Annotated in this window: 6 protein-coding genes; 4 read left to right on the top strand and 2 right to left on the bottom strand. The window is 55.4% G+C overall.

What is annotated here, in order from left to right:
- Positions 1–369 precede the first annotated feature (369 nt).
- Both CFELI_RS10555 and CFELI_RS10560 read right to left on the bottom strand, forming a co-directional pair.
- A complete protein-coding gene (locus CFELI_RS10555) occupies positions 370–9,462 on the bottom strand; it encodes a type I polyketide synthase (protein WP_277104252.1) in 9,093 nt (3,030 codons plus the stop codon).
- A gap of 273 nt (positions 9,463–9,735) precedes the next feature.
- Positions 9,736–9,936, bottom strand: coding sequence for a hypothetical protein (locus CFELI_RS10560; RefSeq protein WP_277104251.1), 201 nt, complete (start codon positions 9,934–9,936; stop codon positions 9,736–9,738).
- A 265-nt stretch (positions 9,937–10,201) separates the two neighbouring features.
- Here CFELI_RS10560 and cas3 point away from each other — a divergent pair, with 265 nt between their 5' ends.
- From cas3 to cas7e, 4 genes are all read left to right on the top strand, one after another.
- Positions 10,202–13,057, top strand: coding sequence for a CRISPR-associated helicase Cas3' (gene cas3 / locus CFELI_RS10565; RefSeq protein WP_277104250.1), 2,856 nt, complete (start codon positions 10,202–10,204; stop codon positions 13,055–13,057).
- Positions 13,058–13,149: 92 nt separating this feature from the next.
- The gene (gene casA / locus CFELI_RS10570) at positions 13,150–14,799 is read left to right on the top strand and encodes a type I-E CRISPR-associated protein Cse1/CasA (RefSeq protein ID WP_277104249.1); all 1,650 of its coding nucleotides are present in this window, start codon (positions 13,150–13,152) and stop codon (positions 14,797–14,799) included.
- Positions 14,792–15,373 carry a type I-E CRISPR-associated protein Cse2/CasB gene (gene casB / locus CFELI_RS10575; protein WP_277104248.1) on the top strand — a complete coding sequence of 194 codons (582 nt, stop codon included), beginning with the start codon at positions 14,792–14,794 and terminating at the stop codon, positions 15,371–15,373. Before casA ends, casB begins: the two co-directional genes overlap by 8 nt.
- A gap of 15 nt (positions 15,374–15,388) precedes the next feature.
- Entirely contained in the window at positions 15,389–16,525 is a 1,137-nt protein-coding gene (gene cas7e / locus CFELI_RS10580; RefSeq protein WP_277104247.1) for a type I-E CRISPR-associated protein Cas7/Cse4/CasC, read from the top strand.
- Position 16,526: the final 1 nt, after the last annotated feature.

Here is a 16,526-nt window from a genome sequence, read left to right on the forward strand (position 1 = left end):
AATTCTTCAGACTTAGGGGGCTGTAATAAACAACGAACACGAGAAAACTCGACCTTTCCACATAAATCCGGCTCTCAAACCTTCCTTCTCACAAAAAGGTCGAGTGAGCGTGATGTGAATCAGCAAAGCTGTGCCTTCTGCACCAAAACTCGACCCATTCCCGATGACACCACACACTCACCCAACTTTTTCACACAACAGTCGAGTTACCCTTAGCACTGGAGCAACGCGCAGGGTTCATGTGCGGCTTGTGTTACTCCATCTAGCAAGGCAATACGCCACATAGTCCGGTACAAAGCACACAAAAGCCTCCCTTCCCCACCACAATCAGCTGTGGCGGAAAAGGGAGGCTTGTGTCGCTGTTAGCGTTTAGCTTTCGGTGACGGTGAGAACGCCGTCGATAAGGCGAGTGCTTTCGCTGAGCAGAATCTCGGCTTCACGCTCCTTCGCCTTCGCACCGGTAGCGCCAAGGTTGCGGTCAACGGGGCGTTCGAACAGCTCCGCACCACCGTGCATTGCATCCTGGATGCGGCGCAAACCGGACTCCTCACGCCCTTGAGCCTGAGCCTGCCACTGCGCAACAGCCTGATCACCGAACTGTGCACGCACAGCCTCAACGAACGCAGCAGGGTGCACAATCGCAATCAGTGCAGACACGTGGCCGAAACCAAGAGAGGTGACCAAACCAGCCTTCGGTGCCTTCGTGCGCAAATCAAGCGGCTTACGCAGCCACACCAGGTGCTCGTGCTGGCGCAGAACCGGATCGACACAGTCAAGCGCATAGTTCGCAGGAACCTGGCCGGAACGCAGCACCTGGGTCAAACCGATGATCTGGAAAGCAGCGGCACCACCCTTCGCGTGGCCGGTGAGGGTCTTCTGCGAAATCACATACAACGGGTTACCGGCGCTACGGCCAATAGCTGCAGAAATACGCTCGTGCAGATCCGACTCATTCGGATCATTCGCGGTGGTGGACGTATCGTGCTTGGAAATCACAGCGATCTCATCAGCTTTCACACCCACCTTCGCCAACTGCTTAACAAAGCGCGACTGCTCCCCGCCACGGGCAGCACCCAGTGCACCCAAGCCTGGGGCTGGGATGGAGGTGTGTGCACCATCGGCGAAGGACTCGGCGAAACCAATCACACCCAGAACTGGCAGACCCAATTCGCGGGCAAGGGAACCGCGGGCCAACAGCACAGTGCCACCACCAGCGGACTCCACGAAGCCACCGCGGCGACGGTCATTCGCACGGGAGAAGTAGCGCTCCTCAATACCCTTCGCGGCCATTTCGCCGGAATCAGCGGTTGCGGCCATGTCACCGAAGCCGGTGATGCCCTCAATGGAGAGGTCATCATAGCCGCCGGCGACCACGAAGTCGGACTTGCCCAGCTTGATCTTATCCACGCCTTCTTCCACCGACACAGCAGCGGTAGCACACGCGGCCACTGGGTGGATCATCTGGCCGTAGCCACCCACATAGCTTTGCATCACGTGCGCAGCCATGACGTTCGGCAGTGCTTCCTGCAGAATGTCATTCTGGCGAGGCTCAGCCAACAAACCATCAATGTAGAGCGAACGCATCGACTGCATGCCGCCCAGACCGGTGCCCTGGGTCGAAGACACGCGAGCAGGGTGCAGCTGGCGCATCAGTTCCGCTGGGGTGAAACCAGACGACAAGAATGCGTCCACGGTAGCCACAATGTTCCACACGGCCACGCGGTCGAGGTTGTCAATCATATCGGCAGGGATGCCGTAGACCGCTGGGTCAAAGCCCTCAGGGATCTGGCCACCCACGAAGCGCGACATAGCCATGCGACGTGGCACCTTCACCGCAGAACCAGCCTTGCGGGTGACAATCCACTCGCCAGTCTCCTCATCGAAATGAGCAGTGGTCAGCTCCGGCTCGGATTCGACGAAAGTCTTCGCGGTTTCCTTATCGGCCACGCTGAAGCTCATGTCCGCATCAAGGTAGATGGTGGTCAGCTCAGGGGCGAGGTTATCCACCATGAAGAAATCATCGTGGTAGCGGCGCACACCCACGCGGGCGAGAACCTCGTCGTGGAAGCGGTCGAAAATCTCCGATTCCTCCACTGCCTCATCCTCGGCGTCGTACCAGCCTGGCTTCGGGTCGGTGTCCCAGTGGATAAGACCCATGCTCCACGCCAGCTCAGTGACACCCGCAGCAGAGAGTTTGCCGGAAAGTTCGGCGTCGAAACGCGTGCGGGAGCTGCCCAGCGGGCTCAGCTCGCCGGCGCCGACGATCACGACCATGTCGTCGAGGTCCTGGCTCACACCACCAGCGAAATCAGGGGTGGTTTCCGCAAATGGGCGGTACGGGGTTGGCAGTGCCTTGAGCGTTGCTGTGTGCTCCTCAACTTCGGTTGCGGCGTCGCGCTCTACAGAGCGGGCAAGCTCAGGTAGGTTGATATCGGCCTCGCCCAAACCACCAGTGACATCCACGGTGATTGGTGCAGTTGCGGCCTGCGCGCGTACCTCATCAGCGACCTGTTCAAGCAGCAGATCCGCCATTTCCTCGGTGGAGTAGGTGGTCACGCCAGCAGCCTCGACCGCTGCGACCAGCGGATCGTTGCCACCCATCAAGCCGGTGCCACGCACCCAACCGATAAGGATGTGCACAAGCGAGGTGTAGGGCTGCCATGCTGGCTCCGCGTTCCAGCGAGTCACCAGCGCATCCAGCGCAGCCTTCGACTCACCATAAGCGCCATCGCCGCCGAAGCGACCACGGTTAGGCGAACCAGGCAGCACCACGTGCAGGCGCTGGCCCACGTGGGTGTCGGTGCCGATCGCGGACAGTCCTGCGATCAAACGCTCCACACTCCACAGCAGCAGACGCATCTGCATTTCCGCAGCAGGGCCCGCGTCTGCCAGCGAACCGGAAACACGCGGTGCAGCGAATGGGAACAGCAGGGTTGGCTTGAGTGCTGGCTTGATCAGCTTAGATGCACCGTTGACGGTGGCGGTTTGCTCGGTGCCGATCCACTCAATCACAGCATCAAGATCGGCGTAGCTGGACAGGTTCGCAGGCACGATCCACAGTGCGGCAGCGCCGCGAGCAGAACCCGCGTACAGATCCTTGTAGTAGCCAAGGCGGGAGTGGCTCAGCGAGGAGGTGGTCACCACCACGGTCGCGCCACCTGCGAGCAGGCGCTTGACCACAGATGCAGCAATGGAGTTCGGGGATGCGCCCGTGACCACAGCAACATCACCTGCATAATCAAGCGTTGCGACGTCGCGAGCCTGCGCTGCCAGCTCGTCCAGGCCGAAGTACTCAGCCTGGGCAGCCACCTGGGCACCAGCGCCGGTCAGGTCGAGGCTTTCAGGGGCGATCTCACCCGTGGCCACGCGAGAAATATCTTCACGCGCCGAAGCCCAGCGGTCGTCCAACAGCACAGCCTTGTTGGCATCAAAGCTTGGGGCCACCTGGCGAGGCCAGTCGGAACCCAACTCCTTGGAAACCAGCTCGTAGAGAGCAGCATCCGCATCGGCATCGTTATCCAGATCCAGCCCATTGGCCTTCTCATCGAGGCCAAGGTTATGCAGGATGGTACGCGCGGTTGCGGCCAGCACGCCGGCCTTACCCGTGACCTGCTCGGCGAACTCGCCAAGCGCTGCCGAATCAACCACGCCACCACCGGCACCGCCGCCACCTGGCATGGCCACAGCCACACCTTGGTCGGCTGCAACGGCCTGGACTGCGGCGTCGATAAGCTGATCCAGCTCAGCAGCGTTCGACGGTGCAGCAGGGCTTAAGGTTGCGAGGTCGCCGCCACGCAGGGAGGCACCTTCGCGGGCACCGATTACGACAGCTGCAACCACATGGTCAGCCCAGCCCTGCCCCAGACCCCAGGTGCCGGTCACACGCTCAGCGATGTAGGCGGGGCGCTTGCCGGTCGGGCCGGTCAGGCGGCGAAGGGCATCGGCGGCGGCGTCGGAAAGCACAGGGCCGAACGCGCTGTAGCCCTTAGCCATGCGGGAGACAGTGCCGTAAAGGTCATTGAGCTCAGCATCAGCCGCACCGTCGATGGCGCCGAGGCCAAATTCCACGCCGAGATCCAAAAGCAGCTGGTTGCGGCGGGAAGACACACCCTCAACCAGGGTTTCGATGCTGTCGGAAGCACCCATCTGGTCGGGGCGAACCTTCGTCCACAATGCGATGAGCATCGCGGTGGCATCGGACGGGGTAAAGCTGATATCCGCTGGGGTGCCAGCACCAGCAGCAGCCACTGGAGCGGCAGGGGCAGCTGGTGCAGTCGCCACAGGCTCAGCCGCTGCTGGGGCCTCCGGCGCAGCCTCAGCAGGGGCATCAGCTGCGGTCTGCTCAGCCTCTGCAACCTCACGCACATACTCGTCGGTGGCGAAAACAACGGGGCGATCACGCTCAACGTTGAGCACTTCCACCTTCGCCTCAGCATACTGCGGAAGGTTCAAGGTCTGGGCCATCATGTTCGCAAGCGTTGGGGCGGAACCCACACCAACCTCGACGAAACGCTCGGCGCCCACACCACCCTCTGCACGACTGCGGATAAGCAGGTCTTGGGTTTCGATCCAGCGCACTGGGGAGGCGAACTGCCACGCTAGCAACTCCACGAGCAGGGTGCGTGCCAGGTGAGCTGGCCTCGAAATTTCTTCCTCCCAGTTTTCCAGCACTGCTGTCAAAATTGGGGCATCGACCACATCCAGCATGGAGCGGACGAAGTCCTGGGTCAGCTCGAAGGGGCGAGCCACAAGGTTCGGAATATAGCGACCAACCAGAACATCCAGCTCAACCTCCTGTGGCAGAAGGTTATCGAGATGGGTACGGAAATCATCCACACCATCAAGCAAGTGGGTGGAGTGGAACGGCACGTCAATGCCTGGGATCAGGATGAACGCACGTGCACCCGGTGCCTTCGCCTCGGCATCAGCTTCTAAGAACTTCAAGCCCTTGTAGGTGCCAGCCACCGCGTACTGCATGCCCGCGAGGTTGTAGTTCACAATCTCAAGGAACTCGCCGGACTTCTCCGCCAGCCCCTTAACGTAGTCGAAAACATTATCTGCGGTCAGGCCCATCTTATGAGGGCGCAGCGCAGCAAGGCCGTAGTTAGAGTTGCCCTCAGCATCGCGCTCGACGAGACGATGCATGGTCAAACCGCGGCGGTAGACGATCTCCACCACATTTTCCAAAGACAACACAGCTGCATAGGCGGCCAGTGCGTTGTACTCACCCACGGAATGGCCTGCGAAGAACGCACGCTGGTTCAGCGCATTCGCTTCACGCATCTCAGCAATTTGGGCCACGCCCAAGCAGGCCATGGCGACCTGGGTGAACTGGGTGAGGAACAAAACACCCTTGGGGTGGGTGAAGGTTTCACCAGCAACAACCACCTCAGTGGGGTTGTTCTGCACGATCTCCAAAACGGAGAAGCCCAGCTTGTTGCGGGTGTGGCGGTCTGCACGATCCCATACCTCACGTGCGGCAGCGGACTTTGCACGTGCCTCCATGCCCATGCCCTGCGACTGAATGCCCTGGCCTGGGAAGGCGTAGAAGGTTTCAGGCGCTGCCATGGTTGCGGTGGCGGTAAGCACCAGCTCGCCACCGACGGTGGCGGTGACTTCGCGCACCTCACCGCGGCCTGGGCGGGTGTCAATGCCGGTGCGCTCCACAGTGAACTCCACCTCAGCACCCGGCAGGATTGGGCTGAGCATGGTGGCGGTGTATTCGGCCACACGGTTCGGCGCGGTGGTCACGTTCTCATCCGAGTAGCCGCCTGCGGCGATTAGCTCGGCGATGGCGGAGGTCCACATGCCATGCACGATCACGCCTTCGGGCAGGCCCGCGAGTGCGGCTGCGGTATCGGAGACGTGGATGGGGTTGCGGTCGCCAGAGACGATGGCAAACGGGGCCATCGACTTCGGCGCGGTCACCTTCGCATAGGCGCGGAAGGAACGCGGCGCGTTCACATGCGTAGGCAGTGCGGAGGTGTTGGTGCGCGCGGTGGAATTGCCGCGGCGGCCGCGAATTGCCATGCGTTCGCTCAGCTTCGCCAGTGGCGTGCCGTTGGCGGTGATGTCGGCGCGAACAACCACGATGCGCCCGATTTCGGTGTCGGACACTTCCTCGGCACGGGCGGTGATTTCCAGCTCCACGCTCTGGCCTACCGCTGGGTTTGGCAGAGTGTCGAGCAGTGTGAGGTGGTGCTCTAAGTGCACGAGGCTGAGCATGCCTTCGACCACGGAAGCATCATCGGTGCCCGGGATCACAGCGGCCTTGACGGCTGCGAAGATAGCAGGCCAAGCGCGGCCAACCAATACATCCGGCGCGGTGCCGTTCGGGGTGATGGTATCAGGCAGGTATCCTGCGGTGACGTTCACATAATCGGCGATGTCCGTGGCAGTTAAGGTGGTAGTCCAGGTTGCGGTGGTGCCGTCGAGCTCGCCCATCTGTCCACCGGAGGCAATGCGGGTGAGCTCACCCATCGCCTTTTCGGCGTCTTCCTGGGTCACGATTGGCACGGTCGCCTGCGCAGCAGTTCCCGAAGGCAAAGTGAAGCGGATACGAAGGTTGGCGGTGGTTCCGAACGCAGTCGATCCTTGCAGCGGCACGGTCAACACAGCGTGCGACGGATCTTCTTCCACCAAGGTGGCACCGGTCGGGGCGTGGCTTGCCTGGGTGCGGCCCTCAGCGTCGCTGAACTCCCACGCATCCACATCGCCCAAACGCGCCACGAGGGAGGTTTGGTGGCGGCCTGCCCAGTAGGTTCCCGGGGCGTTGATCACACGCGCAACTGGGCTTTGCTGAGCATCCTCAGCTGCCACGCCTTCGTCTTCGAGGCGTGCAACAGTAGCGGCGTTGAAGCGCGCCAACAGGTCAGCAACCGGCTCGTTGGCTTGGGTGATGCCTGCCACCGCGGCAATGCCGGGGATGATGGCGACCTGGTCGGCGTCGTAACGCTCGTCGTGGGACTGCCACAGCGAGTCCGAACGCCACCAGCGGCGCACATCTTGGTCGATGACCGGCACAAAATTCACCGGCTTACCTGGGGTGCGGCACAGGCCGAGGAACCACGCAACGTCGGCGGGGTGCAGCAGGTCGGCGGTGGTGTAGAGCTGATCAAGCTTTGCGACGGCGGCAGCAGGGTCGCCGTCAACGTCAAGGGTGACTGCAGGGGTGAAGTCACCGTGATCCTGCGTAATCAAGCGAGCCTCGGTACGGTTCAGCATCTCCACAAAACGCTTGTACCAGGAAATATCAGTCCACTGACCCTTGTACGGGCCAGACAGCTCAAGGTAGCGGCGCAGCCACTGTGCGTAGCTCATGTCAGCCAGATCACCGAAATACGGCTTCGCGGTCTTCGCAATAGCAGCGATGATCTCCTCGCGACGGGCGGCAACAGCCTCAGCATCGCCAGCAACCTCATCCAGCAGGCGACCAGCCTTAGCAAAAGAGTTATCGATCTCGTGAATATCAGCACCAAGCTGGGAACGACCAGAAGCCATACCGCCAGCGGCCTGGCCTGCGCCCACCCACTCCTCAATACCTTGGGTAGCCACCAACATCTGCTTGACCGACTCGGAAGTCTTCGCCTCCTTAGTAGCCATGGCAGCAGTACCAATCAAAATGCCATCAACAGGCATCGCAGGCAGATCATACTTCAGCGACCACGAACCCGTGATGTAATCAGCAGCACGCTCAGGAGTACCAATGCCACCACCCACGCACAACACAGCGTTTTCGTGGGCACGAATCTCCGCATAAGAATTGATCAACAGGTCATCAAGATCCTCCCACGAGTGGTGGCCACCAGCCTTACCACCCTCAACCTGAACAATCACAGGAATCTCAGGAATATCCTTCGCAATAGCAAGCACACGCTGAATCTGACGCACCGCACCAGGCTTGAACGCAACCCACGGGAAGCCGCCCTCACGCAGCTCCTTCACCAAAGCAACAGCCTCATCATGCTCAGGAATACCAGCGGTAATCACCACACCATCAATCGGGGCACCATTCGCACGCGCCTTCGGCACCAAACGCTTACCACCGATCTGCATCTTCCACAGATAAGGATCCAAGAACATGGAGTTAAACTCCGCACTCACACCCTCATTCAACAATCCCGTGAGCTTCTCAATATTCGCTTCCAGAATCTCCGGGGTCACCTGGCCGCCACCAGCCAACTCCGCCCAGTGACCCGCATTAGCAGCAGCAGCCACAATCTCCGGATCCACCGTGGTGGGGGTCATACCCGCAAGCAACATAGGGGAACGGCCAGTCAACTGCGTGAACTTAGTGGACACACGAGTCGTTTCACCATCAGAAACCAACTTCGGCGCAAACTCCGCAAACGCCTTCGGAAGGGACGGGGCCTTACCGGCGTCGAAAAGCATCGCCTGCCCCTCAACACCACACACAGGGAAAGACACAGCACCATGGCCAGCCAAAATCTGGGAAGTCAAGCCCACAACACCCGCATCAGGACCCAACTCGAAGAACCAGCGCACCCCCTTCTCAACAGCGCCACGCACCTCCGCAACCCAATCAACAGGATCTACCATGATCTTGCGCGCAATCTCACGCGCCACCTGCTCATCCAAACCAGCCTTCGCCGCCCACTGCGCAACCTGCTCAACCGCAGGCACCATCGACGTGTGGTGGAAACCAATCTGCACATCCAGCTGCGCAATCGACGGCGCAAACGCAGCACCGCCACGCACCTTATTCTCAACAGCCTTCTGATCCTTCGCCGCCAGCTTCTCCAACAACGCAACAACCTTCGCATTGTCATGAGGGCGACCAACAATCACAAACGTCCGACGCGTATTACGCAACCCAATCTGCGGACGCTCATCAACATCAAGATCCGCACACGCAGTATCAATAGCCTGCTGCAACTGCTCGCGGCTAATCTTATCCACAGCCACCATCGGCCGCAGATCACCACTAGCAACCAGACCATTCACACGACCCTGGCGCGTACCGGCCGCACCCACAAGCTGCGCAATCGCAAGAATCTCAGCAACCTGCGTCAAATCCTCAATGGCAAAACGACCCAACACACCCTGGGAATGCCCAATAGTGGCGGTCGCCGCCTCCACATCCAAACCCTGCGACTCCAACAAATCCAAAGTCGCCAACTGGGTCACAAAAATACCAGGAACACTCACACCCGCCTGCGCGGTATCAAAAGGAACCTGATCCTGGTCTGCCCACGCCAACGGATCAAAACCAAACGGGCGCGTACCCGCAATCTCATCGGCCACAGGTGCCAAAATCTCCGCAGCCCGCTCCACAATCGGTGCAAGAGTACGGCCAGCACCCTGTGCAATAGAAGCGCGCAAAGTCTTCAGCCAATCAAAACCCTGACCAGAAAAAACAAGCGCAAAAGGCTCATGGGCAAGGCGGGAAACAAGACGGTCGGCATCGGCAGTAGCGCCAATGGTGAAGCTGTGCTCAGTCACGATAGGAAGTTCTCCTCAGCTGAAATCTATGGAAAGACCCACAGACTTCGATGGTTAGGGTAGAAGTTTGTACGGATTACCTTATTGCCACATCGCTTAGCGGAACAAAAGTGTTGCACGCCTCAAACGGGAGATGAAAAAAGGTATTCGTTTCGCGATAAATAATATGCCACAGAACATGAGGAAAGTGTCATATTTGGCACAGAACGCGCCCCCACAACCAACACCCCCACCCCCATACCCACACCCCCCAAAACAGCACACACCCAGCAACTATTCACGCAACAACGAATCAACAAACACAACAGTGCGATCTAGGTCACTCCCCCGCTTTTCGACACCACCACCCCCATCACCACCCAACTGCCCCGGCAGCGGTACAAACACTTGGCACTCATTCTCCGGCACCACCTCAGCCGAAATTTCAATCCCCCGCTCAGCCACATAAGCATCAAAGTCGCGCGAAATACTCATACACACAAGTGTAAAGGTTTTCCCAAGGAGAGCACCGACTCTCTATAGTTGAAGTGGGTCTCGAATTTTTCCGGCTAAGGCCGGAATGACCCGTTAGTAATGAAACGATTTACGCATTCCCCGCACTAGCGGGGTTAAAACCTAGCCCCGAACGCATCACACGAGGGCTAGGTTTTCGTATTTTTGTTCGACGATACGGGCTCTTATGTTAGATCTTTATGGAAAATTATAATCACCATAAAACCTCGAACATAGGAGTATCAACATGAGCCGTCTTGAGAGCTTACAACCGCCTCTTCCTACAGAAGTCCATAAAGGAGCGTGGGCTAAATTCGATTTCCAAACTGACGAATGCCTTTCGCTAACCCGCCACCTTGATGATGCCGCATGCACCGCTTCATTCTTGTGGGATACTTGGGTTCCACCCCACACCAAACTGCTCATTGCTAGGGAACTAAACGGAAATCAGCACTTAGCTAAAAAAGTTGTCGTCTTTCTCGCTGCAGGGCATGACATTGGTAAGCATTCCAGCGCTTTCGCCGCAAAAGTCCCCTCACTCAAACAACACATGGAACGCCATGGTGCATCATTTGTGAACTTTAATAAGCATGAAGCCCAGTCAATGCCACATGGCGTAGTGAGCGCGGCCAGTTTTCGCGAATGGATAGCAAACCGTGGCATCCCTTTGAATAAGAACCTTTCTGATGAAATTGCCGCCATTGTAGGAGGTCATCACGGCGTTTTTCCCCCACTTGCTCAAGTCGTACAAAATCCCGCACTCAAAAGGGACAGCCGCAGTCACTGGGGAAAAGACCGTTTCCACTATTGGGATCGAGCAGCATTGACAGCTCAGCTGAGCCATGATGATTACCTAGCTCTAAGTCAATGCGCTTTCTCAGCTCCTGTTCAAATGATCTTGTGCGGAATCCTCATCATGGCTGATTGGATTTCTTCCAATCGCGAGCTGTTTCCTTTAACAGACGATCGAGATAGCAACCTTCGCGCAGAATTAGCTTTTGAATCGCTCAAATTTCATGAGCACTGGAACCCTCAAGAAATCACCGATCTACTCAGCCTTTTTGCTTCAAGTTTCACGTTGCCCGATGAAGCGAAACCTCGACCTGTCCAAACTACCGCGATGGAAATTGCCCACACGGCAGATGAGCCTTGCCTACTGCTTATTGAAGCCCCAACTGGCGAAGGAAAAACCGAAGCCGCCTTGGCTGCGGCAGAAATTCTTGCCTCGCGATTCTCCCTTTCAGGAGTCACTATTGCACTTCCCACCTGTGCAACCTCAGATGCGATGCTTCCGCGTATGCTCGCGTGGCTTTCTCGTAGGCTTCCTGCCAATTCTCATGCCGATACTGTGCTTAGTCACGGAAAAGCACAGTTTAATGAGCACTACCAGTCTCTGTTTAAACCATTTAAGAATGGCTATTCCGCTATCTACGATTCCGAGACAAGCACTAACGTCACCTTTAGACCCAATTCTTGGTTTACCGGTAGAAAAACCTCAACACTCGCTGATTTCACACTAGGCACAATTGACCAGGTACTCTTTGCAGCCTTACGCTCCAAGCACTTGGTTCTTCGTCACCTCGGTTTCGCAAACAAGGTGATCATTCTTGATGAGGTTCATGCCGCGGATGCATACATGACTGTGTATCTCGAAAGGTGCTTAACGTGGTTTGGCGCATTGGGGGTACCAGTTGTCGCGCTCTCTGCCACGCTCCCCCCTCAACGTCGCGCAGGACTATTGCAGGCTTATCGTCGAGGTGCACTTTCTAGTAAAAGTATCAAGTACGATGACGAACAACATGCTTCGGACTGCGCCATGTGGTCTGCGGAATCCGGTTATCCTCTCATTAGTTGTGTCACAGCCACTACCTCGGAACTAAAAGTTCTAGCACCCAGTGGTCGGACGCAAAACTTCTTAATTGAGTATCTTGGCTTTGAGACAGAACTGCTTGCCCATAGAATCGCAGACGAAGCGCGCTTTGGCGGATGCATCGGCGTTGTGTGCAGCACAGTAGATCGCGCTCAATCCATATACAAGGATTTGCTCACTCTTCTCGATGACGATACCGAATTAGTACTGCTTCACTCACGTTTCTTGGGATTCGAGCGACGAAGAATTGAAAAAGGGCTGGTTGAACGTCTAGGGCGCAATAGTTCAAAGCGTCCACACAAGCTGGTCGTAGTGTCCACTCAGATCATTGAACAGTCAATGGATATCGACTTCGATCTAATTTTCAGTGATATTGCGCCTATTGATCTCATTTTCCAACGAGCCGGACGCCTGCACCGCCATGAGCGTCCTAACAATGAGAGACCTGCACGTCATCAGTCCGCGAGACTCATCATCGCAGGTTGTAGCGAGCCAACAACTGACGCTACCCCACGCATCGACAATGGAAGCGCTGCCGTCTACGGCAAGTCGATACTCCTCCGCACGCTAAGTACCTTATTGACACACGGCAAACATGTGCAATCTCCTACAGACGTTTCACCACTTGTTCGAGCTACCTATGACCCCCAACACGAGTTTTTCCGTACGTGGACAACAGACGGTTTAGCAGCAGATGAAGAAGCTGAGAAAATACGCAAAGACCAGTGTGAACGCGCAAATGACTACCTTCTACCGGAACCAGATTCACGGCCTGTATGGAGTAAAAGAAAAGGTGGAACACTCGAAGCCCGCGAAGAAACACGCGGGCGAGCTCAGGTCCGCGACATTGAAGATAGCTTGGAAGTAATCCTCGTTCGCAAAAATGGCACCACCTTCGAGGTTCTCCCTTGTTCCCCCAAACGTGCAGGTGAGGAAATCCATTTTGCTCATGGCATTGACGATGAACTGGCGAAAACCCTAGCTCAAAGTACGGTTTCACTCCCCAGCTGGGTTCTCAGAGGAAAACAAGGCAATCAGCTCTTTGACTCACTTGAAGAAGATGTCTTCACTGCGGACGAAGTTGCAGCTCTCTCACGTAATAAGTGGCTTCGGGGACAGCTATTTATCCCCCTTGACCTCAACAATTGCGCAAATGTCGCTGGCTTGACGATTGTTTACCGCCAAGAAACAGGACTGCATGTTAGCAAGAATGCTAGCCCCGAAATTGGGTAATTGAAAATTCTTGCCGTCAAGCCCTTGTATATTAAGCGATTCATTACTAAGTTAATATTTGTAAGTTTGAAAATGTATGGAAGGAGGTACCAGTGATTACCCAATTCAATCTCATCGAAGAGAAATGGATCCCCGTATTAAAACCAACCAACATGGTTGAGCTAGTCAGCATTCGAGAGTTTTTCCAACAGAGCCACACTATCGTTGACTTTGGATGCGAGCTTGCCTCTATGCGCTTTGCAATCTTCCGAATCATGTTCGCAATCCTTCGTCGGAGTCTCGATGCCAAAATGCACAGCGATCCTGAAGGTTACTGGACTGAACTCTGGGAGGCCGATGAGCTTCCTCTCGATTTAATCGAGAAGTATTTAACGCAAGTACACGATCGCTTCGATCTACTCCACCCCCAAAAACCCTTTCTGCAAACCCCAGGACTTCACGTTAAATCTGGCGAGTGGAAAGAACTGGGTATTCTCGTCGCTGACAGCCCCGGTGAAGGCGCCCTTTTTACGCAAACCGTTCATACTTCGGAGATCACCTTCGACAGTGCCGCTCGATGGCTTATTCATGCCAACGCGTTTGATTACTCCGGTATCAAATCTGGCGCAGTCGGTGATCCGCGTGTGAAAGGCGGTAAGGGATACCCGATGGGCATTGGGTGGGCTGGTTGGATGGGGTGCACCATCATTACCGGTGCGAACATGAAAGAAACATTGCTTCTTAATCACGCCTTACAAGAAGACGTCGATCTATCCAAGGATTTACCAATCTGGGAAGAAGAGCCACTTTCATCCGTGCCACGCCCAAACGCCCAACCTTATGGACAACTATCTTTGATCACTTGGCCACAAAGGAGAATACTCCTACACAGTAGCGGAACAGGAATTGATGGCGTTCTTATCTGCAACGGGGATCCCGTGGACTATCTATCCCAGTTGCTCCATGAAACGATGACACCATGGCGCTTTTCAGAGCCACAGTCGAAAAAAGCCAAAAAACCTGTATTCATGCCCAAGACTCTTGAGCCAGGAGATTCACTCTGGCGTGGCTTTAGCTCCTTCATGCCACAATTTGCGACTGGCAAAGAGATCCTCAACTCCTATAGCTCCTACGACTCGAAGGACGATATTCCATCATTCGAACCGCCAGAGACTGTTACTCAAATTGCTAATCGAATCGGAAATCCTTTACCTGAAGATTTCAGTTTACGCATCGATGTAACCAGCGTTGTTTACGGAAGCCAGAGTGCTTCATTCGAAGAGATTCTTCATGACAAACTGGTTTTCCCTGCACTTTTGCTTGCGGTGGAAGGGGCAGATCTTCGTGATCTGGTTGAAACAGCAGTGAAACGAAGCATGGAAGCTACAGAAGTGTTGGCCAATTTTGCAGCGAATATTTGCCGTGCTGAAACCGACAGTAAAGACGCTCCGGCCCATGCTAGGGATCGAGCCAAAGCAGAGGCTTTCAGCCTGCTCGATGCGGAATTCCCTCAGTGGTTAAGCCGTTTACCTATTTCAAAAGATTCCGCTGAAGAAGAATTGCAAAAGTGGACCGACTACGTAAGGTCACTTTTCTCATCGGAAGGTAATCGTCTCGTGCAAGAAGCCTCCCCTAGCGCATGGCATGGTCGCAAGCGTGATGATGTGATTTTCACAGTTGGCCAGGCTGAGGCTTGGTTCAAATCAAATCTCTATAAGGCACTTCCTCCCCAAGAAAAAAGAAAGGAGAAGACTGATGACTAGTAAGAGCAAGCAACTCTCAGAATTCATCTATCGGACGATCGAGCAATATCAGCAACACTATCTTCAGGGAGCTCCCCATGCGAAAGCTGATCTTGCTAATTTCCGCCGTTTAGCAAACAAACAACTTGGCGATTCTCCCGAAACCTGGGCAGTATTCTCTCATGGATTCCCTCCCCAGCTCATCGGCAACGGTTTCCAGCCCTCACCTGCTGAAACTGCCGCGTTCATTTCATTGACCTTGTTTGCGAGTCATATTCAATCGAAACATGAACCCATGCACCTGAAAAACGAAGGACTGGGCGATGCTCTGCGGAAATATGCAGTGAAGACAAACACCGATCTTTTTGAGTCTTCATTATTTAAGCGCTTTAATTCCGTAATCCACTCCCCCAACATGGAGGGAATTGCCTACCACCTGCGTTCGCTTGTCCAGTTGTTCCGCAGCGAAAGTATTCCACTGGATTACGGAAAACTTGCAACCGATTTGTATCGCATGCAGTTTCCTGACAGCCGCACTTCCACCCAATTGAGCTGGGCACGCCAGCTTTACCGTACTCAAACCATTGAATCCTAGAAAGGGGTTACCACCATGTCCACACTGTTCATCGATTTCCACGCAATCCAAGCCATTGGCCCTGCAAATATCAACCGTGACGATTCTGGTTCACCAAAATCCACAGTTTTCGGCGGGGTGCGTCGTACTCGGGTCTCGTCGCAGGCATGGAAGCGCGCAATTCGCAAGAAGTTTGAAGAGGTAATTGACTACGACAAGCTCGGGGAACGCACAGTGCATGCGGTAGATCGCATCGCTGCGAAAATTGTTGAAAAACAACCCGATCTTCAAAACGAGGCTGAGAAGCTCGCTCAAGCAGTTCTCAAAGCTGGAGGAATCAATACGAGCGTCGCCAAAAAGAATAAAGCTGACAAGGAAGCCGGCGCCCCCGACAAATTGGTAACAGGATATCTCCTCTTTCTCTCTCGGGCGCAGATTGAATCCCTTGCCAACCTTGCGATCTCAGCCCACCTGGAAGCTGACGGAAAGTTTGATAAGAAGGCTGTGAAAGCTGCTATCAATGACCATCACTCAATCGATGTCGCACTATTTGGCCGCATGATTGCTGACTCATCTGATTTGAATGCAGATGCTTGTTGCCAAGTTGCTCATGCAGTGAGTGTTCATCCCATGGAGTCTGAATATGACTACTTCACAGCTGTTGACGACAATGCGCCTGAAGGAAATGCTGGCGCAGGCATGATTGGAACGGTAGAGTTCAATTCATCCACCTTGTACCGGTACGCAACTATCAATGTTCCTGCATTGATCAATTCCTTGGGCTCTGTTGAAGCTGCAGCTTCAGCGGTAGGTACTTTCGCGCAGGCATTTGCTATAACGATGCCAACCGGAAAGCAAAATACGTTTGCAAATCGTACTCGGCCAGAGTTTTTCGCAGTTTCTTTGCGTTACGATCAACCAGTTAACCTGGTTGATGTTTTCGAAGATGCGATCACGGTTAAATCTGGCCGTATGAAGGAAGCAACCACGCGGCTTGTTCAACACGCTTTATCCTCTGACGAAGCCTATGGTGTGCAGGCTACTTCATACTATCTTGCTACTGGTGGAGCTGCTCTCGCTAGTTCATTGGAGGATTTTGGTGAATCGCATACCTTGCCAGAAATTGTGTCTCTTACTGAATCTGCAGTCCGGGCTTTCGCTGAGGAGAACTAGC

The organism is Corynebacterium felinum (assembly GCF_030408755.1).
In the GTDB taxonomy this organism is placed as follows: Bacteria; Actinomycetota; Actinomycetes; order Mycobacteriales; family Mycobacteriaceae; genus Corynebacterium; species Corynebacterium felinum.